Source organism: uncultured Zhongshania sp., from assembly GCF_963975605.1.
GTDB classification, from domain to species: domain Bacteria; phylum Pseudomonadota; class Gammaproteobacteria; order Pseudomonadales; family Spongiibacteraceae; genus Spongiibacter; species Spongiibacter aquimaris.
Map to the genome: position 1 here is coordinate 12,619 of NZ_CAXBHN010000025.1, position 23,098 is coordinate 35,716.

The 23,098-nt window shown below is 51.4% G+C and carries 18 protein-coding genes; 10 read left to right on the forward strand and 8 right to left on the reverse strand.

From position 1 onward, the window contains the following. Nucleotides 1–58: 58 nt before the first annotated feature. Complete coding sequence (locus AAC007_RS15330) at nt 59–844, reverse strand: hypothetical protein (protein ID WP_339677945.1); 786 nt, start codon at nt 842–844, stop codon at nt 59–61. A 241-nt stretch (nt 845–1,085) separates the two neighbouring features. Next, nucleotides 1,086–2,060 (reverse strand): zinc-dependent alcohol dehydrogenase family protein, encoded by a 975-nt coding sequence (locus tag AAC007_RS15335; RefSeq protein WP_339677946.1) that lies wholly within the window; start codon nt 2,058–2,060, stop codon nt 1,086–1,088. 168 nt (nt 2,061–2,228) lie between these two features. Between AAC007_RS15335 and AAC007_RS15340 the strand changes: the two genes are divergently transcribed. From AAC007_RS15340 to AAC007_RS15365, 6 genes are all read left to right on the forward strand, one after another. Next, entirely contained in the window at nt 2,229–2,687 is a 459-nt protein-coding gene (locus AAC007_RS15340; protein ID WP_339677947.1) for a MarR family transcriptional regulator, read from the forward strand. 202 nt (nt 2,688–2,889) lie between these two features. Then, nucleotides 2,890–3,555: a superoxide dismutase family protein gene (locus AAC007_RS15345; RefSeq protein WP_339677948.1), complete on the forward strand. Its 666-nt coding sequence runs from the start codon at nt 2,890–2,892 to the stop codon at nt 3,553–3,555. Nucleotides 3,556–3,773: 218 nt separating this feature from the next. Continuing rightward, the gene (locus tag AAC007_RS15350; RefSeq protein ID WP_339677949.1) at nt 3,774–4,829 is read left to right on the forward strand and encodes a transporter substrate-binding domain-containing protein; all 1,056 of its coding nucleotides are present in this window, start codon (nt 3,774–3,776) and stop codon (nt 4,827–4,829) included. A gap of 496 nt (nt 4,830–5,325) precedes the next feature. Then, nucleotides 5,326–7,545, forward strand: a complete 2,220-nt coding sequence (locus tag AAC007_RS15355) for a peptidase M19 (RefSeq protein ID WP_339677950.1) — start codon at nt 5,326–5,328, stop codon at nt 7,543–7,545. 3 nt (nt 7,546–7,548) lie between these two features. Further along, nucleotides 7,549–7,911 carry a hypothetical protein gene (locus AAC007_RS15360; protein ID WP_339677951.1) on the forward strand — a complete coding sequence of 121 codons (363 nt, stop codon included), beginning with the start codon at nt 7,549–7,551 and terminating at the stop codon, nt 7,909–7,911. Continuing rightward, entirely contained in the window at nt 7,911–9,356 is a 1,446-nt protein-coding gene (locus AAC007_RS15365) for a hypothetical protein (RefSeq protein ID WP_339677952.1), read from the forward strand. The genes AAC007_RS15360 and AAC007_RS15365 overlap by 1 nt, the downstream gene beginning before the upstream one ends. Before the next feature lie 46 nt (nt 9,357–9,402). On the opposite strand, the gene AAC007_RS15370 is transcribed toward AAC007_RS15365, so the two are convergent. The 6 genes from AAC007_RS15370 to AAC007_RS15395 form a co-directional block, all read right to left on the reverse strand. Then, nucleotides 9,403–9,987 carry a nitroreductase family protein gene (locus AAC007_RS15370; protein WP_339677953.1) on the reverse strand — a complete coding sequence of 195 codons (585 nt, stop codon included), beginning with the start codon at nt 9,985–9,987 and terminating at the stop codon, nt 9,403–9,405. A gap of 162 nt (nt 9,988–10,149) precedes the next feature. Continuing rightward, the gene (locus tag AAC007_RS15375; RefSeq protein ID WP_295875229.1) at nt 10,150–10,620 is read right to left on the reverse strand and encodes a hotdog fold domain-containing protein; all 471 of its coding nucleotides are present in this window, start codon (nt 10,618–10,620) and stop codon (nt 10,150–10,152) included. A gap of 149 nt (nt 10,621–10,769) precedes the next feature. Continuing rightward, nucleotides 10,770–12,953 (reverse strand): TonB-dependent receptor, encoded by a 2,184-nt coding sequence (locus AAC007_RS15380; protein ID WP_339677954.1) that lies wholly within the window; start codon nt 12,951–12,953, stop codon nt 10,770–10,772. Nucleotides 12,954–13,147: 194 nt separating this feature from the next. Then, nucleotides 13,148–13,474, reverse strand: a complete 327-nt coding sequence (gene grxD / locus AAC007_RS15385) for a Grx4 family monothiol glutaredoxin (protein WP_295875224.1) — start codon at nt 13,472–13,474, stop codon at nt 13,148–13,150. Between the two features lie 294 nt (nt 13,475–13,768). After that, nucleotides 13,769–15,337 (reverse strand): hydantoinase B/oxoprolinase family protein, encoded by a 1,569-nt coding sequence (locus AAC007_RS15390; protein ID WP_339677955.1) that lies wholly within the window; start codon nt 15,335–15,337, stop codon nt 13,769–13,771. A 112-nt stretch (nt 15,338–15,449) separates the two neighbouring features. Continuing rightward, on the reverse strand, nt 15,450–17,855 hold the full coding sequence (locus tag AAC007_RS15395; protein WP_339677956.1) for a TonB-dependent receptor: 2,406 nt from the start codon (nt 17,853–17,855) through the stop codon (nt 15,450–15,452). A 228-nt stretch (nt 17,856–18,083) separates the two neighbouring features. Between AAC007_RS15395 and AAC007_RS15400 the strand changes: the two genes are divergently transcribed. The 4 genes from AAC007_RS15400 to AAC007_RS15415 all read left to right on the forward strand — a co-directional run bounded on the left by AAC007_RS15400 (nt 18,084) and on the right by AAC007_RS15415 (nt 22,968). Continuing rightward, nucleotides 18,084–19,244, forward strand: coding sequence for an iron-containing alcohol dehydrogenase (locus AAC007_RS15400; protein WP_339677957.1), 1,161 nt, complete (start codon nt 18,084–18,086; stop codon nt 19,242–19,244). 260 nt (nt 19,245–19,504) lie between these two features. Then, nucleotides 19,505–20,695: an acetylornithine transaminase gene (locus AAC007_RS15405; protein ID WP_339677958.1), complete on the forward strand. Its 1,191-nt coding sequence runs from the start codon at nt 19,505–19,507 to the stop codon at nt 20,693–20,695. A gap of 27 nt (nt 20,696–20,722) precedes the next feature. Beyond that, a complete protein-coding gene (argF, locus tag AAC007_RS15410) occupies nt 20,723–21,637 on the forward strand; it encodes an ornithine carbamoyltransferase (RefSeq protein ID WP_296434862.1) in 915 nt (304 codons plus the stop codon). Between the two features lie 269 nt (nt 21,638–21,906). Then, a complete protein-coding gene (locus AAC007_RS15415) occupies nt 21,907–22,968 on the forward strand; it encodes an ABC transporter ATP-binding protein (protein WP_339677960.1) in 1,062 nt (353 codons plus the stop codon). Nucleotides 22,969–23,098 lie beyond the last annotated feature (130 nt).

The following is a 23,098-nucleotide window of genomic DNA, read 5'->3' on the forward strand; positions in this document are numbered from 1 at the left end:
ACGTAATACGAGGCTTTCAACACGAACGACAGTATCGGCATTGAGTAGTATTACCCTATCATTTCGGCAGATATTCCCTAAAGTCCAGAAAGTCATACTCTAAGGATAATTTTGCTGCTTCAGTCAAATAGTTCACCAGTGCTCTTTGACCTATAGGAGACCGAAAGGAGAACTCCTTCTGGCGTTCCGCTGGAATTGTACGGAGTTTATCTAAATAAAAATTCTCAAGGGTTAAAAGTACAGCATCAGCATCCTTCGACCTAGAGCCACCTGAACCGTCTATTAACGCTTCTGAAAGGGCTGCTATTAATCTGAGGTACGAGTTCCTACTTTTTGGAGATACCTCAGCCGAAACTTCGTCGCCCTGCTCACCCCCTGCAAATAGATTCCTATCTGGCAAAGCGTTATTCTTAGATAACTGAGGAAGCACAATATTTGCGCCTAACACACCTCGCTCTATCTCTTCCTGGGTTACTCGTAAGTCGCTAAAATTAATGGCTACTTCTTGCTCCTCACCATTTATCAATATTCCAAACTCACTTCCGCTTTCAAAATCCAAAAACCGATCAACCTTAATATTTGATTCACCTTCAGATACTATACACAACGGATTAGAGGCCGAATTAATATAACAGTACTCAGGGATCGGTATTCTACGATCCGAATACTGATCGTCCTGATTGATCACCACCGCTGAACATATCGATTTTGGCGGGAAGTGACGAGATGACACAGCGAAGTTAAGCGCCTCTTCGTAAAATAACTCGACCACATGGCTAACCGTTGTACCCATTTCATCTGCATAGCGAGCAACTGTATAAGCTTTCGGGGTTGGTAGTGGCATATGATTTCCTTTGTTGTGATAGCATGAACTTGTCTGATGTAGCCCAATATTCGTCCGATCACAAAGAAGTAGCAAATTCTTTTGGGGGTATATATGGGGGTACTTTTACATACACATTATATTTTTATATTAATAAACAATATCTTAACCATTGAATTAAAGTGACGCCGGCCCACCAAACTAAAAAGGCGAACTGATCCCAGTTCGCCTTTTTTATTATCTGTAATTTAAAACCAAACTTTTACGCCACGACTAATATCTTCCCCTCTCTGCCACCCTCGGCCGCAGCGGCAACGGCTTGCTTGATTTCACTCACCGGATATTCGGCGTGTATTTTGGTTTGCAGCTTTCCCTCTGCGATGTATTTAATAATTTGCCCAAAAACTGCCTTTTGCTTTTCTGGCGTGGCGTTGCGAAACCAGCGCGCTAACCAGAAGCCTTTTAATGTAACGTCGCGGAAGACAAATGAGTTCGCGGACACCTGACAGGGTTCACCGCTCATTAATCCGTAGTTAACCAGTGTACCGCCCATCGCGAGTGACGCGGCAATTCGATCGGTCGATGAGCCACCCACCGCATCGATGCCCAGCTTAGGCTGATTGTCGCCGGTGAGTTCAGCGACTTGTTTCGCGAGTTTAGGGCCATCCACAAGCACAATATCTGCGCCCTGCGCTTTAACACCGTCAACAGCCGATTCGCGGCGAACGACGTTGATGGTTTTAAGACCTTTAATTTTTGCCAGCTGTATAAGGTAGCTGCCGACACCAGAGTTGGCGGCATTTTGAATTACCCAATCACCCGGTTTTAAATCGACAAATTCTTCGAGCATTAATAAAGCCGTTGGCGGGTTGATTGTCATCATGGCCAGCTGTTTAGCGTCAGCCTCATTCGGCACGGGGATAAGCTGGGCAGTTTTGCACACCATGTGGGTAGCCCAAGTACCACTGCCCGCCGGCAGCAAGACGGTTTGGCCGATAGCAGGCCCTTTGCCACCTAGCTTTACAATTTTACCCACTCCCTCATTACCACCAATGGCGGGTAACGGCGGCAATATGCCGTATTCACCGGTGAGGGTAAGGACATCTGAGGGGTTAATGGGCGAGGCAATCAACTCAACCAGCGCCTCATCGTCGGCCAGCGTCGGCGCTTCAAATTCAACGGCAGTAATCGATTGTTGGGGCACTGGGCCACGCTCATTGTATTGTGCTTTTAACATGACTAACTCCTAGAAATATTTGCTTCTATGCTCAACGGTGATTGGTCACGCCATAACGAATTCGCGCTTCACCGCCCAGAAAATTACTTTGCGCGCAAAATAATGACAGTTGTAAATTGACCCGTCAATGATTTGTGCGCAAAATAGTTCTGACTTTGGAGAGCAACCTTGACCGATATTCCCGCACTTAAGCTAAAAAACCAGATTTGCCATTCCTTGTATTCGGCGACCAATGCACTGATTCGCGCCTATCGGCCACTTTTAGATGAGCTTGACCTAACCTATCCCCAGTACTTGGTGATGCTGGCGCTGTGGGACGAGGACAAGGTGATCATAAAAGATTTGGTTCAGCGCACCCGTTTTGACGCCGGCACACTCACGCCGATCCTGAAACGACTAGAAACCAAGGGCCTGGTGAGCACTGCCAAAGCCACCGGTGATTCACGCCAAAAGCTTGTATTACTGACCGCAACGGGCAAACAACTGGCCGAGCAAGCCAAACAAACGCCGGACAATATCAGCTGCCAAATTAAAATGACGCCTCAAGATGCACAGCAACTCAAAGCCCTTGCAGAGCAGCTATATTCACTCATTCAGCACAATCTCGTCAGCGAACGTATCGAATAACCCTTCTGTTAAGCATGACCTAAGGCCACATCAACGAAGTATTATTCTAATTAGGCTACCCGGCCACAAAGCCTCCGTCCCTCGCCACGTTCCGCTAATAAACGACTATGCTATGACGAGTCAGGACAGGCGAGCCCTGTTGAATTCTTCCCGCGCGATGATGTCACTTTATACGTAGATACCAATTTTAGGAGGAATTCTAATGAGAACTGCAGGCAAGATACTGGTCTTAACATTATTGTGCGTCGCGGGCACCACTGCCTGCGAACGCCCCGAGCCCCGCGCGACAGAACGGGTCGCCGATCAGAAGGCGGTAGACAAAACTGTGGCAGTATTGAAGGAAGCCGATTCCGAAGAATCTAAGCCAGCAGAAATGGGGCAGGACGAATTTGCACGGATAGGTGTCGCCAATGCCGAAATTGCGGCGACGGGTGATTCCGAGATAAGCGGCAACGTTCGGTTCACACCTGATGAGGGTGAAAGCCGCATGAGAGTCGACGTTTTAATCCAGGGTCTAAATCCTGGTATGCACGGCTTTCATATCCACTCTGAGCCGGATTGTGGCAATGAGGGTAAGTCTGCCGGCGGGCACTTTAATCCTTACGAAGTAGCCCATGGCAGCCCAAACAGTGAACGCCAACACGTCGGCGATTTAGGCAATATCACTGCCGACCAAGACGGAAAGGTGGAAACCACGATCACGACCGAGCAGCTGGCTTTTACAGGCCCGAACAATATCCTTCACCGCGCGGTAGTAGTTCACGCCGACAAGGACGATTTGAGGACCCAGCCTTCTGGTGACGCAGGTGCTCGTGTTGCCTGCGGCGTGGTTCTCCCCGCGATGGATGTCATTGCCGAGCAACGCTAGTACGCCACATTCCCTTATTCAAAAGAATCTAGTGAGGGAAATGAGCGATCAATGCGGTAGTACCTAAAAATATAACAAGATCCACCGACAGCAAAGGTAGATACACCCGCTAATTAGCGCCAAAGCGATCTGCTATCCTTAACTGTACGTATAAAGCGGCCAAAGATTCATGTCGAAACCGTCGCCCAAACACATTCCCGAAACATGTTGGAGGATTAATGAAACTGCTTTGGCAAACCCTATTCGTCTTGGTTTTTCTCAGTTCAGCTAGCTACGCTGAACAAACTATGCGGGTCGGCATTAAATCTGTCCCCCCGTTTGCGATGCAATCTGAAAGCGGAGAATGGACCGGTATCTCAGTAGAGCTCTGGAAAGAAATTGCCAAACGACAAAATTGGGAAACAGAGTGGGTGCCGATTAATTCAGCAAAGGCGCAAATAGGCGCCTTATCGGAATCAAAAATTGACGTTGCTGTTGGCGCGCTGTCGATGACGCCCGAGCGCGAACAATTAATTGATTTTAGTTATTCATTTTTCTCAACCGGCTTAGGCATTGCCACCCCGCTTAAAGACAGTGGCTGGACCTCCTTACTCGTCCAACTTGTTTCGCCGGCATTTTTAAGTGCGGTTGGCATTCTCGCGGTATTACTGCTCAGTGTTGGCGCCCTGCTCTGGCTGGTTGAACACAAACGCAATCCAGAACAATTTGGCGGCAGTTTTTCGAACGGCATCGGCAACGGCTTTTGGTGGTCTGCGGTGACCATGACCACCGTCGGCTACGGCGACAAAGCACCTATCACCCGCGCAGGCCGGCTATTAGCCACAATATGGATGTTTGTCAGTGTCATCACTATTTCAAGTTTTACCGCTGCGATTGCCTCCTCGGTAACCCTGAATCAAATTCACACCGCTGTAGACGGCGTTGAGGATTTAGATCGTGTCCGCACCTTGGCGGTCAGTGGTTCAACCGGTGAACAGGTTCTCGCCTCACGCGGCGTGCGATCTCTTGCCATCGCCACCCCCGAAGATGGCCTCAACTCCCTAAAATCCGGCAAAGCAGATGCCCTAGTTTACGACGAGGCAGTGCTTCGCTATTTGCTGCGCAATGACGATGCCAAAATAGATGTACTGAATTTTTCAGGCAGCAAACAGGACTACGCCTTGGGTTTGCGATCTGGCTTTGAGTTTCGTGAAAACCTCAATCTCAGCTTGCTAGAAATAACTCGCAGCAGTGATTGGCTAAGCACCATGCAGACATTTATAGGGAATAATTGATGCACCATTTTTTACTACACTGCCCTTGACGACCATCCGTCACAAAATACCGTGTTACGCTGGTGCATGATGGCAGCAAGCTCGAGCACCAGATTTGCGCTGGCAATTACGATTCACCATTTGGGATGCCTTTAAATCACCATCCCTTATCCGCAACAGGACGTGCATGTGCACGGTTATCTTCCTAAGCGTGAGTAACAAGCACCGTCGGAGCTGAGGCATTCAAGGTCTCAGTTCTGGCGCCAAGACCGCCCACCTTCCAATTTTCCCCGCCGATCAGACATCCCCGCACTGACCCCATCACAGCCACCGAGACTACTAGTCCACACGGCTTAGTGGCGCCTGATTACCACTAATTCACTTGCAAGCCGCTCTGTGCTTTTGATATTTTACGGTATTAGGTAATCACTGATTACATATAAATTTTAAAAAAACCAATTCGCAGCTAAACTTAACTGTCATTTGTCATTTAGCGTCCAGACTCCCGGTAACTATTATGAAGACTCGCCTAATAATTTTAAGCATCCTCAGCAGCGCCTTAATCATTGGCTGCGGCGGCTCAAGCTCTTCCAGTTCTCGCGGGAACTCCGGCGGCAACCCAACCCCGCCCGCAGAAACACCGATTACCCGATTCGATATGGCAAATGGCTGCTACGCAATGCAGTCAATGCAAACACAGAAATTCACAGCCGCAGACACCGATAGTGGCTACAGCAGCAGCGCCAGCACGGCAGCGAGCGCCGATGCATTATTCATGCAACCGGCAACCCTAGGTAAATACCTGTTTTACACCGCCGATCAGAAGCTACTTACCGCAGGCTCTGGCGCCGTGAGCGGCGCGAGCGTGCCCACTGACGCCGCGATTTGGACCATCGATATTGTTCAAGGTAGCGACAGCTTCACCGTCGTATCAGAAGACACCGCGCAAACCCTGCAGGTGAATGACAGCGGCAAGCTGATAACCGCCGACAGCGTCAGCGGCCCAGCAAGTCAGTTTAAATTTGTGCCCACCACCAATTGCAGCAACTACCCAGAAATGCCAACGTCGGTGTCGGGTCAAACATTCAAGGGCAATGGTGTTGATAAACCTATCGTAGGCTTTGCCGATGTTCACACCCATATGGGCATGTCGAGCGAGATGTCCTATGCCGGCGACGTTGGCCCGTCCGCAGGTGGCGTTCTCTACGGTGAAGTTATTCACCGTTTTGGCGTGGACCACGCCCTGGAAGACTGTGAAGACTTCCACGGCCCAAATGGGATTCGCGATGGCAACAACGTTCTGAGTATGAATCCCACCGACACCCATAACACCGAAGGCTGGCCCAGCTTTGTCGATTGGCCACGTCGCGATTATTTAACGCACCAAGTGATGTATTACAAATGGGTGGAACGCGCCTACCTGTCTGGCCTGCGGCTTATGGTGAACCACGGTACCAATATCAAGGCGCTGTGTGATGTGGGCAAAACGATTTCCGGCAAACCCACCTCAGACTGTGAAGACATGAGCGTCGCGGTCAAGCAGGTCGAGTACCTCTACGACGTGCAAGATTATGTCGACGCCCAAAGCGGCGGCCCCGGCAAAGGCTGGTATCGCATTGTTAAAAGCCCACAGGAAGCGCGGGAAGTCATCAACGACGGCAAAATGGCCGTGGTACTCGGTGTCGAGGTTGCGCAAGTTTTCGACTGCGGTGTCACTATTTTGCCCGGCGGTATGGAACAGCGCAGGTGTGATCAAGCGCAAATAGACGGCGAGATTCAACGCTTATGGGATCTTGGCGTTCGCCATGTTTACCCCTTCCACGATATTGACAGCTCACTCGGCGGTGCCGGTATTTTTAGCGGTGATGTCATTAACTTCCTTAACTTTATCGACACCGGTGCCTTCTGGAAAACCACCGAGTGCCGAGACTACCCGGTAGATGAGCCCTCGGTTCGCACCCCCGGCACGGAAATGACCACAGCCATTCCCGGCACCGGCAGCGACCCACTGACTCAGGCGCTATTTGACGCCACCGGCGGACTGACACCGCTGTATCCGCCTGGCAAGCGCTGCAATGCCCGCACCGTGACCGACCTTGGCGAATACGCACTGCGCGCATTAATGGCACGAGGCATGGTGATCGACATCGACCACGCGGCCTATCACAGCAAAGACATCATGCTCGACATTGCCGACGAACAAACACCAGCTTATCCACTGTCATCGTCACATGACGCCCACGGCGGCCTCACCAGCGACCAAGTGGTTCGCATGTTAAAAAATGGCGGCACCGTTTATCCCTATAAAGGTAATGGCATCAAGCACATAGAGTTTCTGGAGAAATTGAAGTTCTGGCGCAACAAAGCTGGGATCAGCAGCGACGACCAAATTTTGGGCTTGGGTTACGGCGCTGACGCAAATGGCTTTGGCGGCCACCCCGGTCCGCGCGGCGGCGATTCCGAGCCAGTGCAATACCCCATCACACTATTTAGTGGCGACGACTGGGGCCCACAATTCGCAAACTTTTCGCCCGTTACAGTCGATATGCTCGTTATTCCAGAAAGCGGCAAATACTGGCATATTGATGAAACGGGGATGTCGCACTACGGACTGGTCGCCGACTTTGTCGAAGAGGTCCGCTTAGAAGGTGGCAAAGAAGCACTGGACGCTTTATATAATTCTGCGGAAGGCTATGTCCAAATGTGGGAGCGCGCCTACAACCGCAACGGAAACTAAACCATGCGCCAAAAATTTATTCTTCTATTTTGTGCAGCACTGCTCCTCTCCGGTCTATGGCTGGTGATGAAGCCAGACACACTGCCAAATGGCTCAGCTGAAACGAAGGAGTTTTACTTCGCTATTCTGAGTGGCAGCACGCCCGAGCCAATGGTAATGCAATTAAAAATCGGCGACACGGCGCAACTGGATTTTGTTAGCGACAAAGATGCCGCCGTGCATATACATGGCATTGATCAGCACATCGTATTAAACGCGGGCGTAAAAACTCGAGTTGAGTTTGTCGCGGACCAAGCTGGACGCTTCATGCTTGAAGTTCACGACAGTGAAATACAGCTTGGCACGATTGAGGTCTATCCGCGCTAATGCGCTGTAAATCGGCGCTTTTATTTTTCCTTACTGCCACGCTAGCCAACACAGGTTTTGCGCACTCCTTCGGCACACCCTATCAACTGCCTATGCCCTACTGGATGTATATCTACGGGGCAATGGCGGCACTTATTCTGTCATTTTTAATTTTAGGTTTTTTTTACAACGCAGATTACGCGAATCGCCCACCAAGATACCTCGACATTAAGCACCCTACGCTTACGTCCATAGCTCGTAAACTCAGACTGCTTAGCGTATTAAAAATCTGTGTTTTTTTAAGTTTTGGCCTCGCCGTAGTGAGTGGACTCATCGGCAACCAAGATCACTATCGCAATTTTAACATGACGTTCTTTTGGATCAGCTTTGCACTGGGCGCCAGTTATCTCAGTGCGGTGTTTGGCAATTGGTATGACTATCTCAATCCGTGGAGATCAATGTGCTCCCCGTTCCGCGCCTTTCAACAAGGGCGTTATCGCTACCCAGAAAAACTAGCCTACTGGCCTGCGGTGACCTTATACATGGTATTTATTTGCCTAGAGCTATTTGGCAGCACGCGGCCCTATTCACTGTCGCTGGTGTTAATAGCGTACACCGCGATCAACGTTTTGTGCGTGTATTTAGTGGGAAGTAAAGCGTGGTTTCGCTACGGCGAATTATTCTCAGTGATGTTTTCCCTCATCGCCAAAATGGCGCCTATTCATTTCCAAAGCGACAACGAAGGGAAACATAATCTTGTACTGCGCCTGCCTTTTAGCGGACTACTGCAGCAGCGCATAGAGCACCGCAGTCTGCTGGTTTTTATTCTATTTATGTTGTCCTCTACAGCCTACGACGGACTGCGCGAAACCAGCTTGTGGTTTAATATTTTTTGGAAAGACCCGCTCCATATTTTAGAAGCGCTACTCGGCCAGCACCCATTGCACGCCTACGTGCTGTTGCGGCCCTGGTATATTGGTTTTGAAACTGTGTGCTTATTAATCTCGCCCTTTATTTATTTAGGATTATTTTTATTTTTCTTATGGCTGGGAAAAAAAATAACGCGCAGCGAACTTAGCGTTAATGAATTATCGCTGCGCTTTGGCTACAGTCTTTTGCCCATCGCACTGGTTTATCACGTTACCCACTACTACACCTTGGTACTAAGCCAAGGGCTAAAAATACGTGGGCTAATTTCAGACCCCTTCGGCTGGGGCTGGGATCTATTCGGCACCGCGATCAGCGGTAGAATTCCGATACTGCCAGACATGGGATTTGTATGGAACAGCCAAGTCTGGCTGATTTTAATCGGTCACGTTGCCAGTGTTTATCTGGCCCACGCCGAAGCCTTGCGGAGCTTTCCAAATGCAAGGCAGGCAAGTATCAGCCAGCTCCCCATGTTGCTGCTCATGGTGATTTTCACAGGCGCAGGCCTTTGGATACTCGCTCAGCCTTTGCAAGGCTAGCCGATCAACACAAACTAAAATCGACTAGGCAAACAGAAAAATGTGATTAGCGATGCAGCCAAATATCGTCAGCAGACTTGCGCGGCGATGGGTATTCCTTCTCTCGCAAGCCTTTGTCAAGTTGCGACGCATCACCTATTTTGCCAATAGCAAATCCCATAAGAACCTCATATTGTTCGGGATCAAGGCCAAAGTGCGCTGCAATTTCCTTGTGCTTTATTCCCGCCATCCCGTGGGTATATAAACCCTCTTGCCGAGCCTGCAGTGTCATGGCCATCCAAGCCGCACCGCAGTCTAAGGCGTAACTGGCATTAGGTTTACCGTTGTGTTCAAAGTGCTTTTTACCAACAAGAAAGCCGATGACCGACGCGTCTTTCGCCCAGCTTTGATTGCCTTCCAACAGAAGGTTTACAAAATCCGCAAAGCCACTTGGATTGCTCGCCGCATTGGCAGTATAAAAACGCCAAGGTTGGGCGTTAAAGCAAGAGGGGGACCAGCGCGCAGCGTCTATTAAGCGCGCAACCGTCGCCTCATCTAGCTCCGCTTTGGAAAATGCGCGCGGCGACCAGCGCTCATAAAATAGCGCAGAGACACCTTCTTTTGGATCACGAGTAGTGGGCGGCTGAGACATAGCTAAACTCCTTAATGTCTAATAACAATACAAGCACGATTTACGTCAACACTATGCGAAGTCGAACACGCCAATCAAGCGCTTAGATATCATTAGTCAATTTAGATCAATGATGGCACCTTAAACCGAAGACGCCGTATCTATTGCCCCAACACCACCCTGCTAGGCAGATACGGATTTCTTCGGCGATATATGCATCGATATTTCTGCATCGAATACGATATTACCGACTTCATTTTTCACTTCAACTTTTACCGGCACGACCCCTTTTTCACCAGGCACAATCTTGCGCATGCTGGCATAGCCGCGCAACACACCTTTGGCGGAGCCAAGATAACGCACAGTCATACCGGCGGGAATCCAGCGCATACCCGCTGGCATAGATGCTTCGCTAACAACACCGCCGGCAATCTCCGCGAGATTGCACAGCGCAATCGCATGAACACTTTTAATGTGATTGTGAATAGCGCGACGCTCTTTTATTCGCACTACCGCATACCCGGTTTCCAGTTCTTCAAACACAGGTTTAATGGTTGCAAAATAAGGCGCTTTTATACAAACGCCTTTAGAAAAAAGCAGTCTGCCAGCGGGAAGCGCAGAGAGTTTGCGCCATAATTTCAATGTTGGATTCACGGGTATCACTCCACGGGTTTGGGAGTATCAGAGTAGGACGACCGCCGACCACAAGCATTGGCCGCTATGACTAAACGCCCCGGCAAGCCGGCAACTGGGAGGGAACAAAAAATGGCACCCACCACCGAAAGCGGGTGGGCGCCATCAGATTAGAAGTTTACGCGAAGACCTACAGATGCCGTGCGCGGCAGGTTAACTCTGGCCCCGGCTGGGCTGCGCGACACAATGGATTCATCATCCATTAAATTGTCGATACGAGTATACACTTCTACATTGTCGGCCAGAGGCATGCTGGCAGCAAGATCGATCGACACATAACTGTCAGTACTGCGATAGCGCTGCGGGACGGGGCGCTCACACTGATTGTCTCTGCACATTTCGTCAATGTACGTGGCTGACAGGTAAACTTTACGCCCGCGAGTATCTTCAATACCGATATTCATATTCAACAAATTTTCTGGCAGATACGGAAGATTATCGCCCTTGAGTACATCGCCCGAGTCCGAGTCTTTGGTGACCTCAGCATCGGTATAGGTGTAAGCCAAAGTGAAGGGAATTTGAAAGGCCGGCGCTTCCATTAATACCGTGCGCAAACTCACTTCCAAACCTTTGATCTCAGACTCGCCAAAGCTCTCGGTACCCGACTCAGCGCCGCCGCTACAAGGGTTGGCAATAGAACAATTGTTAACGGTGTTTTGATAATCACTAAAGAAAGCCACCACATCTGCGCTTAAGTTACCGCTGCGGTAGCGCCCACCAAATTCATAGTTAAGACTCTCTTCTGCACCCGTGCCATCCGTCGCGCCGCCGCCCGGAGGCGCAAAGCCCTGATGGACACCGCCAAGTAATTGCCAGCTATCATTCAGCGCGTAGGTAACACCCAGCCCCGCCATAAGCTCATCGACCGAGTTTTTACGAGTGCTAGCCACTGAGCTCCGATCTAGCGCGCCGTAGCGAGTTTGCTCGGTATCGATATCTTCATGACGCAAAGACACCGTGACATCCAGATCGCCTAAATTGATACGGTCCATTACCCACAACGACAAGGCCTCAGCTTCGTCTATGCGGTTATCACCGCTGCCGGGCTGGATGATAGAATCAAACTGCAGACTACCATTGACCTGATTGTAAACATTCACCGGCTGAAAACGGTCCGACTCATCTTCGTGCTGACGAATACCTACTACCCAGTTATGACTAGCACCAGCGGCCTCAATATTACCGGCCAGCTCAAATTGAACACCCTCACCGTAATAGTCGCGCGCATTATTCTTAACCTGCACACTGGTGGTATCCTCCGTGCCTTCCAATATGCCCAGCGCAGAGGCGTCACCGTCGTTGGCATTGTCGATAAGCGCACCAATACTGGTACCCCCCACGCGATCCAATTTGAACCAGTTACGTTTAAAATTATTGCGGTAAACCAAGCTGCTCAAGGTCAAATTTTCATTGAAATCAATGGTATGACGCAAGGACACCCCAGCCTGACGGGTACTCATCTGATCTAATTCGGTAATGCCATAGCGGCGGTAAGGGTTGCGATCAAACTGCGCATCAGTCACACCTAAGTAGGTAGCGTTTGACTGCTCTTCCGTGTAATTCAACTTTAGGTCGAGCTGCTGAGCATAGGTTGCTCCTTCAGCACTGCGCCAGCGCAACTTACCGACGTAATCTTGTTTGTCATAGCCGGTATCTTTTTTAGAGCGATCAATACTCTTAAAACCAAGTGTTTCTTCTTGATAGCTCTCCAACAAGAAGCCCCACTGGCCCTCGGTCGCACCATAGTGCACATGAGATTTCTGGGCGCTGTTTTCACCGACTTCGATATTAACAAAGCCCTCTCGCTGCTCAGGAATAGGGGTAGATATCAGGTTTAGCGCGCCACCTACGGTATAGGGACCGAAGAGCAACGTCTGAGGACCCTTCAACACTTCCACCCCAGCCATACGGCCACTGGTGGGGAAATAATACGCGGCTGGATCTGCGTAAGGCGCCGGCGCGGTTAACACACCATCTTCCATAAGCGTTATTTTTTCGGTACGGCCACTACCGGAGCCACGGATACCAATATTGGCGCGCAGCCCATACCCGTCCTCTTCTTGAAAATAGACACCCGGCACCTGACGTACGATACGGTGGATATCAACATGCTCAAACTTCTCAAGCTCTAACTTATCCAGCACATAAGCGGAGCCAGCAATATCATCTACTCGCTCACCAACGATAGTAATCTGCTCCACCTTTAGGTTCTCGCGAATGTCCTTGGTGGCTTTATCAGCCCAGCCCGCAGAAACCGCAGATAAGGCAGCGGCAGCAAATAGTAAACGTCGCATATACACCCCTAGATATTTGTATTACCGGCCAAATGCTTCCTCAGCAAAAGGCCTAATGCTTTTTTGTTGCGCGGATATTAGCAAGTACAAACACAAATCTAAATAGAAATTATTCTTACTTAGCAAATTAGACGTAAAAAAACCCGGCTCTACAGGCCGGGCTTCTAATCATTTTAAACTAAAAAGAGGGGGAATTACTGAGCAGCTTGTACCGCTGTTTCCTGCACCAAGGTTTTTAACTCACCGCTTTCGTGCATTTCACAAATGATGTCGCAACCACCAACCAACTCGCCCGCAACCCATAACTGCGGGAATGTTGGCCAATTAGCAAACTCTGGCATTTTTGCGCGAATATCTGGGTTAGACAAAATATCTACAAACGCAAAACGCTCGCCGCATTCCATCAATGCCTGCGATGCACGCGCCGAAAATCCGCACTGAGGCTGATTCGGAGAACCTTTCATATAAAGGATGATGGGGTTTGCTGAGATTTGCTGTTTGATTGCTTCAATAGTGTCCATGGACCACCTGCTTGTCGGATAACGGTGATAAGGCCTGATTCACGGGGCGCTTATCCGGAGATTGTTGGCGCCATTCTAGCAATATTGCGGGGAAAAGTAATGGTTCACGACGGGAGACGCGGAATGCTTCGGATGTCGGAAGTCGGAAGTCGGAAGTCGGAAGTCGGAAGTCGGAAGTCGGAAGTCGGAAGCAGCATGCTAAGCCGGCAGATGCTAAATCAAGTTTTCCGGAATTTTATTTAATCATGCTGCGGACTGCTTTTGACTTTATCGTCAGTCGTCAGTCGTCCGACTTCAGACCTCCGACGCTTTAAGCCCTCCCCAGCCACCCCCGCCCGGCGTTTCAATCGTCAGTACGTCACCTATATTGGCATGCATACTTACCTTGGCCGGCAGGGCTTGGCCATTAAACAAATTGCGTCCGGGCTGGGCATCACCGCCGCCCGCCAGGCCCCAGGGCGCAATAGACCGACGCTCGGTGAGCAAGGTAAATTGCGCTGGGGCGAGAAATTCAAACTCGCGAATCACGCCTTCACCACCGGCAAATTGCCCAGAGCCGCCGGATTGCTTGCGCAGCGCGTAGCGCTTTATTCGCAAGGGGTAGTGCATCTCAAGGCTTTCAACAGGGGTATTAAGGGTATTCGTCATATGACTTTGGACGGCACTTAAACCCTGCCCGTCGGCGTGTGCCCCCATGCCCCCGGCAATGGTCTCGTAGTAATTCCAAGTCGCCGCTTCGCCGCGAGCATTGCGCAACCCACCCATCGCAACATTATTCATGCTGCCTTGGCTCGCTGCTGGAATCAGTTCTGGAACCGCCTGTGCCAGCGCACCCAATACCGCATCGGTAATGCGCATTGAGGTTTCCACATTGCCGGCCGCCACCGCCGCTGGCCGCTGTGCATTGAGTAAACTGCCGACGGGTGCCGATAATTGAATCGGCCGAAACAGCCCCATGCACACGGGCACTTCATTGGGCATCAAACAGCGAAAGACGTAATAGACCGCCGCCGCTGCCACCGACAAAGGACAATTAATATTGCCCGCCACTTGCGCTGCGCTACCGCTAAAATCCACGACAACATCGTCACCACCCAAGCGAATACTGACCGCAATCGCCAAGCGCGAATGCCCAAATCCATCACCATCCATGTAATCGGTAAAGTGATAAGTGCCAGCCGGCAGCTCTGCCAAACGTCGCCGCGCTATGCCTTCGGCGTAATCTTGCAATTGCGCCACCGCATTCGGAAATGGCAGCGGCAGCGCGGCTATGACCTCGGCCAAGCGCACTAAACCGCTGCGGTTGGCACTAATTTGGGCGATGAAGTCACCGTGCTGGCCTTCGCCAAACCAGCTATTTAATAAGTCGCGATCCAACTCACCATTGCGCACCAAGGGGGTCGGCGGAATCACCACACCCTCTTCGTCGAGGTGTTGCGACAGCGGCATCGAACCCGGCGTAGAGGCACCGATATCAGCGTGATGAGCGCGGTTAACAATAAACGCCAGCAATTCACCCCGCTCGTCGAAAAAAGGCGCAATCACCGTCACATCCGGCAAGTGGGTACCACCAAGAAAGGGATCATTGACCACGACCATATCGCCAGCATGCCATTCGCAGGCGCTCACAATATCGGCCATCGCGTAAGCCATGCTGCCAAGATGAACCGGAATATGCGCCGCCTGCGCGCACAATTCGCCGCGCGCATCAAAAATAGCGCAGGAGAAATCCAAGCGGTCTTTTATATTCGGCGAGAATGCAGCGCGCTGCAGCACCGCGCCCATTTCTTCGCACACGGATTCCAAGCGGCTAACGAAAAGACCGAGCTTAACGGGGTCGAGCTTGAAAAGTTGCGCCGTCATGGAAATGCCATCAGATTAGAAAAATACTATTATCGCGAATATCTGCGCGCATACCAATTCGGCACAAATAAAAACGGCCCAACAGGGCCGTTAAATATCGAGGGCGTCTTCACTAGAAATTGTAGCGAGCGCTAACTCCAATCGTGCGCGGCTGATTAACATGATAGGCAACTCGCCCGCGACCATCGCGCTCAGTATCTAGCGATAAAATCGCTTTTTCATCCGCCGCATTATTAATAAATAAGGCGGTATCCCACTGCTCCGTTTTTGCCCCCAGGCGCAGATTTACAATCTGATAAGCCGGCAGCTCGCGATCGTACTCATAGCTTGCTTGCGAAAGCGGCCCACCCACTCCGGGGAAAAGCGTAACGCTACCTTGGCCACCATTTTCTTGATCAGCGATTTGTGTGTAACGAGCGCCAATATTTTGATAAGTCGCCGTGAAGTAACCTTCCCACGCATCAGCAATAGGGAAGTAATAGGTCGCCGTTATCGCCATCTGAAAACCCGGCGCTGTCGGCAACTCGTTGCCATCTCTAATTCCACCCACAATGCTCGTCACGCCACCGGTGGTTGAGGTCACCTCTGAATCAAGCTCGGCCTGCACATAGCTGCCAGAGAGACCAAACTCCAGATTGTCTAAGGGGCGGCTAAACAACTCTAGCTCAAACCCTTGGCTATGCGCCTTGGGAACGTTGTATACCAAGCGAGACGAACAGGAACCAGCAACAACAGTCGCCTGCAGGTCTTTAATATCGCTGTAAAACGCCGACATATTCAAAGTTGCCGCGCCGCCAAGGAGCGTTGTTTTAGCACCGACCTCGTAGTTGGTTAGCTTTTCATCCTCCCAGGTGTCGTTGCCGCCAAAGGTCGTTAAATCAGTGGGGCTGCAAAGCGGCACATTGAGCGGATCATTAATGCCACCAAGGCGAAAGCCCTGTGACACTTGAGCATTGAGCATTACTTCATCATTTAGATCGTAGCGCACCATCACCCGCGGCGAGACACCATCAGATGAGACCTTGCCTTTTTTAGCGATAACCGACGCAGCGTAAATGCCGTCAAACGTAAGCTCACGGGTTTCTTCATAATCAAACCAGCGCGCACCGACAATAACCGTTGTCTTGTCATTTACGTCGTAGGAGAGTTCGCCAAACACGGCTATCTGCTCAAGTTTGTAGGGAACCTCAGAAAAATACAGTTCATCGGTTCTTGCTCTAGCACCCGCAGTTGGCCCAGACAAATCGCCCGCTACCGGCCCCGATGCCTCAAAGCCCGCTACGAATAATGACTGTGCATAGTCGCGCCTAACGTCGCTGTAAAACAGGCCACCCACCCATTGAAGTGCAGAGTCACCGCTTGAGCTCAAGCGCAATTCCTGGGTCGTCACTTCTGCTGCGGTGGTGTCGTAAAGCGGCGCGTCCAGCGTATAAATCGACTCGGCCTCGCCGTATGAACCGCCCACAATACTCGCGTTCAAGGTGGTTGCATCACGCAAAACCAAGACATCACGATCAGTATAAGAAGTCACCGATGTGAGCGTTAAAGAGTCTGACAAGTCGTAACTTACCGTCAAATCAAAAAGCGTAAAGTCGTCTTCAAACTTTTCCTGAAGCTGGGTGAACTGTTCGTATTCGCCAAGTGTTATCGGTGTACGGCTACCGGGGTCGGTATAGGGGTTAGCGAGTATATTGTACTGATCCTCGCGATTAAAGCCGTCCATTTCAATGGACTGGTAAACGATCTTAGGCGTAATTGTTAATGCGTCACTAGGCTGGAAAGTCATCGCCAAACGCAGCCCCTCACGGCTGCCCTCATTCACATCCTTATCGACACTTCCGTCTGGCTGACGGGCATCGATATACCCCGCATATTGTTGATAATACGCCACCGCGCGCAAAGCCACCGTACTACTCAACGGGATATTCCAATGGCCTTTTATATTTCCGCCTTCACTGCCTTCTTTTACGGTTTCCCCACCAACCTGCAAGGAACCACTCTGTGATTCAAAGCTAGGTTGATTAGTAATGTAGCGAATGGTGCCCGACAGGGAGCCCGAACCAAATAAGGTACCTTGGGGGCCGCGCAATACCTCCACGCGATTAATATCGTAAAAATCTAAATCGGGGGTGAACAGCGACATAGAAATCACTGATTCATCCATGTACACGCCAACCTGCTCTTTCACACCCGGCTGATCGCGCACAATTTGGCCTGCAGAAATACCCCGAATCGCGACCTGACTTTGCCCGGGGCCAAGGTTTTGAATTGAAATACCGGCGACATTGGCGGCCATTGACTCAAGATCATTCGCGCCACTTTGCTGCAGCTTGCTCTCGGTCATTGCCGCAATTGAAAACGGCACATCTTGCAAGGTCTCGGACTGCTTACGCGCCGTGACCAGCACCTCCTCGATCACCCGGGTAGACTCTGCGACACTCAACGGCGCGGCAACCGCAATCCCCATTGCCGCCGAAACCCCGAGCACTGCCCTTATCGATATACGATTTTTATTCATTGCACTCTCCCGATTTTTTATTTTTTTCTTCTTATTAAGTTGGGCCCGACTGCGCTGCACGCAATTACCTCATTAACGCTCACCGCAAAACGACTCTTCCATTGGTATAGCAGACTCGATGGGAAATGCACTTTATTGAGGCAATAAAATCTTAGGAGCAAAACCTCATTTGTGTTTCGAGCCCACTCAATATTAAATGCCGTGATAATTAAGAAAGAGAGCCCGACCATGACTGCGAACATCAATCTGCCGAGAATACTGCGCATCGGTGCCGAAGCCAGCCAAATGCTGCCAGCAACCTTGAAAGAGCTTGGCTTATCTCGACCGCTGCTCGTCAGTGACGCATTTATTGTTAGCCTCGGTTGGCTTAATACCCTGCAAGAGCAACTGGATAAGGAAGGCATATTCCACCGCAGCTTCACCGGCGTAGTACCAGACCCCACCACCGACGCGATTTACCAAGGCTTAGCGGTATTACGCCAAGAAGATCACGACTGTGTAGTGGCACTCGGCGGCGGCAGCACTATTGATACCGCCAAAACGATCGCCGCCATGGCCAATCGCGACCAGCCAATCCGCCACTACAAAGTGCCGCAAAGCTTGGATGATGGCTTACCCATTATCGCCATCCCCACCACCGCCGGCACCGGCTCAGAAGCCACCCGCGCCGCCGTGATCACCGACACCGAAACCCATGAGAAAATGCTTTGCATGGGCTTGGGACTCATGCCGGTGGCCGCGCTGGTAGATTACGAACTGACCATGACCATGCCGCTGCGCTTAACCGCCGACACCGGTTTAGATAGCCTGTGCCACGCACTCGAAGCCTACGTCAGTCGCCGCGCTAACCCCTTTACCGACACCATTGCGCTGGCGTCGATGGCGGCCATTGCCACACACCTGCGCGCAGCCTGCCGCGAACCCGATAATCGCACCGCTCGCGAGGCGATGATGCTGGCGGCAACCCAAGGCGGCCTTGCGTTTTCGAATTCCTCCGTCACTCTAATTCACGGCATGAGCCGACCGATAGGCGCGCTGTTCCATGTTCCCCACGGCATGAGCAATGCCATGCTATTACCCGAGATCACCGCATGGTCTATACCCGGTGCGCCTGAACGCTATGCTCACAGCGCCCGCGCTATGCAACTCGCCACCGACGAAGATAGTGACGAGGAGGCAAATCAGAAACTTATTATTGGCCTGCGCCAGCTGTGCACAGACTTAGAGGTGCCAACACCGGCGAGCTTCGGCATTACACATGCTCAATGGCAGGATTCAATCAGCACCATGGTTCAGCAAGCATTGGATTCCGGCTCGCCAGCCAATAACCCTCGTATTCCCAATGCCGAGCAAATCGCCACTTTGTATCAAACGGTTTGGGGAAATTAATTTGGCCCAGAGCAATTGGTAAAGACTCTACCGAAGCAAGCGCAGAATTCCGTGGGCTGAGCCGTAAGTTAACGCTCGCCTACTGAATATTTCAGCTTCAGTGTTTTTCCCACCTCAAGGCCTAGAATTCCCGCCTAGTTCCTTATATTATTGAGGGTCTGACTGGGCAGCTCTGGCTGCCTTTTTGCGTTTTTAATCCTTTACACTGCTTTTTTGCGCCTAATTGCACCTTAGATGCATACGCGCACGGAGATCTGTTGATGACACAGCCCGCACTAATGAACACCTACGGACGCTTACCGGTAACATTTACCCGGGGCGAGGGTGTGCGACTGTTCGATACAGAAGGTAAACGCTACTTAGATTGTATTAGCGGTGTCGGCGTAAACTCCTTGGGCCACGCCCACCCTGCCGTAACCGAAGCCATTCAGACCCAGGCCGGCCAGCTTTTGCACACCTCCAATTTATACTCGGTGCAAAAACAGCAGCAATTGGCAGAAGCACTGTGCGCCGTCAGCGGCATGGACAATGTGTTTTTCTCAAACTCTGGCGCCGAAGCTAACGAAGCGGCGATCAAGCTCGCGCGTAAACACGGTCACAATCGCGATATCGAGATTCCCCACGTTGTGGTTATGGAACAAGCTTTTCACGGCCGGACCCTAGCGACCCTAACGGCGTCAGGTAACCGCAAAATTCAGGCGGGATTTGAACCGCTGGTGCGTGGCTTTATTCGCGCACCTTTTGGCGACATAGCCGCGCTGGAAACCATTGCCCAAAATAACGACAGCGTGGCCGCGGTATTAATCGAACCGATTCAAGGCGAAGGCGGCATTCACACTCTGCCACCGGAATACCTTTCGCAATTGCGGGCGCTGTGTGACAAATACGACTGGCTATTAATGCTGGACGAAGTGCAGACCGGCAATGGCCGTACTGGCAAATACTTTGCCTACCAGCACAGCGACATCATGCCCGACGTGGTCGTAACGGCAAAAGGCCTTGGCAACGGCGTACCTATCGGCGCCTGTCTTGCCCACGGTAAAGCGGCGTCTTTGTTTCAGCCCGGCAACCACGGCTCCACCTTCGGCGGCAATCCGCTCGTGTGTGCCGCAGGCTTGGCGGTAGTGAATACCCTGACCAGCAACAATATGATTGAGCAAATCGCCGAGAGCGGTCGCTACCTTATTGCCGGCCTAAAAAAACAACTTGAATCAGCCGCGCATGTAAAAGAAGTGCGGGGCCAAGGCCTTATGATCGGCATAGAATTGACTACGCCCTGCGCGCCACTGGTTGCACAAGCGCTGGCGAAAGGCCTACTGATCAACGTGACATCAGAGCGGGTGGTGCGTTTACTACCACCACTAATTATTAACCAACAGGAAATTGATGAATTGCTCTCGATCCTTTGCCCGCTGATTTTAGCGTGGGCGGATCAGGGCAGCGCGGCGTGATGCCGGTTCAGCAGTAAAGGTAGCCGAATGGCCTTAAGACATTTTTTGACCCTCACGGATTTGAGTCCCGCCGAACTGGAGCAACTGATTCAGCGCGCCATCGAACTCAAAGCAGAGCACAAAGCCCGCAAAACCAGCGTGCAATTTCCTAATTACGTCTTGGGCATGGTGTTTGAAAAAGCCTCTACCCGCACGCGCATTTCCTTTGAAGCGGGCATGGCGCACTTGGGCGGTCACGCCATCTTCCTGTCACCACGCGACACCCAGCTCGGCCGTGGCGAACCCATAGAAGACAGCGCCAAAGTCATCTCATCAATGTGCGACATCGTTATGATTCGCACTTTTGAACACGACATCATCGATCGCTTTGCGGCCAACTCTAGCGTGCCGGTTATCAATGCATTAACTGACGACTACCACCCCTGCCAGCTACTCGCCGACATTCAAACCTTTGTCGAAAATCGCGGCAGCATGAAGGGCAAGCAAGTGGCCTGGATTGGCGACGGCAACAATATGTGCCAGTCGTATATCAACGCCGCCGTGATGCTGGACTTTAAATTAATGGTCGCCTGCCCAGAGGGCTTTGAGCCCCGAGCCGACCTTGTCGCCGCCGCTGGCGACCACGTCGAAATCGTTCGCGACCCCGTCGATGCCGCGCGCAATTCAGACTTACTCGTCACCGACGTGTGGGCCTCGATGGGCCAAGAAGAAGAAAAAGCAGAGCGTCGCCGCAAACTATCTGGCTACCAAATCAATCGCACCCTGATGGATTTGGCCAACCCCGACGCACTGTATATGCACTGCCTACCTGCCAAACGCGGTGAAGAAATAAGCGCCGAATTAATGGATGACCCGACAACAGTCATTTGGGACGAAGCGGAAAATCGCCTGCACGCTCAAAAAGCCCTACTCGAATTCCTGCTTAATCACGCGGCTAATTAATCAGCCCTTAAGGCAAACCGCCTAGGCACTGGGCGGCTTGCTTAAATCACGCCGCTTTTAAATCGACCCCGTATTTTTAAAAAAAACCAGCTTGACCATTCCACCAAATCTAAATAAGCCTCAGCAACAACATCCCACCACGCAAAAAATAGAAATGATAAGCTTTATCATGTACGCTCATCGCAATTTTCAAACTGTCAGATTCATCCCGTGCCGACATTCGCGTCACCGCGCGCAGCACGACTGACGTCACCATCAAGGTTCTTACTTTGCTGCAAATCCACGAAATCCAATGCCAATACGAAAGCGACATCGTCGTCGACAAGGTCAGCTTCCACGTTAATGACGGCGACATTTGCAGCTTGCTGGGCCCCAGCGGCTGCGGTAAAACCACCATACTTCGCGCCATCGCCGGCTTTCAACCGCTAACCCACGGCCAGGTTATTCTGCGCGATCACTGCCTGAGCGAACCGGGCAAGTTAGTCGACCCCGAGCAACGCAATATCGGCATGGTGTTTCAAGACTACGCCTTATTCCCACACCTCAGTGTTGACGACAATATTCGTTTCGGCCTGCGCAAACAAAGCAAGGCGCAGCAAAATAGCACCGTAAAGCGCCTGCTAGAGCTGGTGCAATTAGAGGGCATAGCCCACCGCTATCCCCACGAATTATCTGGCGGACAGCAGCAGCGCGTCGCGCTCGCCCGGGCTCTAGCGCCAAGCCCTGACCTGCTCTTATTAGACGAGCCGTTTTCAAACCTCGACGCTGAGTTACGCAAGCGCTTAAGCCTTGAAGTGCGCGACATTCTCAAAGAACTCAAGATCAGCGCCATTTTAGTTACCCACGACCAGCAAGAAGCCTTCGCCTTTAGCGACCAAATTGGCCTGCTGCACGGCGGCCAACTGCAGCAGTGGGACACGCCATTTAATCTCTACCACGAACCCAATAACCGCACGGTCGCCGACTTTATTGGCGAGGGCTGTTTTCTACCCGGCATTATTGGCAGCGAAGCGAACACCGTCACCACCGAGTTCGGCACCCTAATGGGCAACCGCGCCTACCACTGGCCAGAGGGAACGCCCGTCGAGGTGCTGCTGCGCCCCGATGATATCGTGCTCAGTGATTTTGGCGGCATCACCGCCACCATCGAAAAAAAGGTATTTTCTGGCAGCGCCACGCTCTACACCCTGAGCTTGCCAACCGGTAGCCGAGTAGAAGCCTTGCTGCCAAGCCACCGCAATTACGCCATAAATGAAACCGTGCAAATCACCACCGAAGCCGACCATTTAATCGCCTTCAGTCGCGAAGAATTACGGCACGGCAGCGTGTAATTTTTTAAGATATAAAAAAACCTTTTTTATTCACAATCCGTCTACCGCACCGCAAGCTGTAACAGGCCGCCGCCAATCTGGCGGAAACCCACGTGTCGTGGGCCTCTGTAACTTCGCACAGGTTTTACAC

Bases quoted from the DNA above. Each gene is read 5' to 3' on its own strand.
- AAC007_RS15405 (WP_339677958.1), top strand. From the start codon at position 19,505: ATGACACAGCCCGCACTAATGAACACCTACGGACGCTTACCGGTAACA.
- AAC007_RS15395 (WP_339677956.1), bottom strand. From the start codon at position 17,855: ATGAATAAAAATCGTATATCGATAAGGGCAGTGCTCGGGGTTTCGGCG.
- AAC007_RS15335 (WP_339677946.1), bottom strand. From the start codon at position 2,060: ATGTTAAAAGCACAATACAATGAGCGTGGCCCAGTGCCCCAACAATCG.
- AAC007_RS15360 (WP_339677951.1), top strand. From the start codon at position 7,549: ATGCGCCAAAAATTTATTCTTCTATTTTGTGCAGCACTGCTCCTCTCC.
- AAC007_RS15355 (WP_339677950.1), top strand. From the start codon at position 5,326: ATGAAGACTCGCCTAATAATTTTAAGCATCCTCAGCAGCGCCTTAATC.
- AAC007_RS15350 (WP_339677949.1), top strand. From the start codon at position 3,774: ATGAAACTGCTTTGGCAAACCCTATTCGTCTTGGTTTTTCTCAGTTCA.
- AAC007_RS15365 (WP_339677952.1), top strand. From the start codon at position 7,911: ATGCGCTGTAAATCGGCGCTTTTATTTTTCCTTACTGCCACGCTAGCC.
- AAC007_RS15380 (WP_339677954.1), bottom strand. From the start codon at position 12,953: ATGCGACGTTTACTATTTGCTGCCGCTGCCTTATCTGCGGTTTCTGCG.
- AAC007_RS15345 (WP_339677948.1), top strand. From the start codon at position 2,890: ATGAGAACTGCAGGCAAGATACTGGTCTTAACATTATTGTGCGTCGCG.
- AAC007_RS15390 (WP_339677955.1), bottom strand. From the start codon at position 15,337: ATGACGGCGCAACTTTTCAAGCTCGACCCCGTTAAGCTCGGTCTTTTC.
- AAC007_RS15400 (WP_339677957.1), top strand. From the start codon at position 18,084: ATGACTGCGAACATCAATCTGCCGAGAATACTGCGCATCGGTGCCGAA.
- AAC007_RS15330 (WP_339677945.1), bottom strand. From the start codon at position 844: ATGCCACTACCAACCCCGAAAGCTTATACAGTTGCTCGCTATGCAGAT.
- argF (WP_296434862.1), top strand. From the start codon at position 20,723: ATGGCCTTAAGACATTTTTTGACCCTCACGGATTTGAGTCCCGCCGAA.
- grxD (WP_295875224.1), bottom strand. From the start codon at position 13,474: ATGGACACTATTGAAGCAATCAAACAGCAAATCTCAGCAAACCCCATC.
- AAC007_RS15370 (WP_339677953.1), bottom strand. From the start codon at position 9,987: ATGTCTCAGCCGCCCACTACTCGTGATCCAAAAGAAGGTGTCTCTGCG.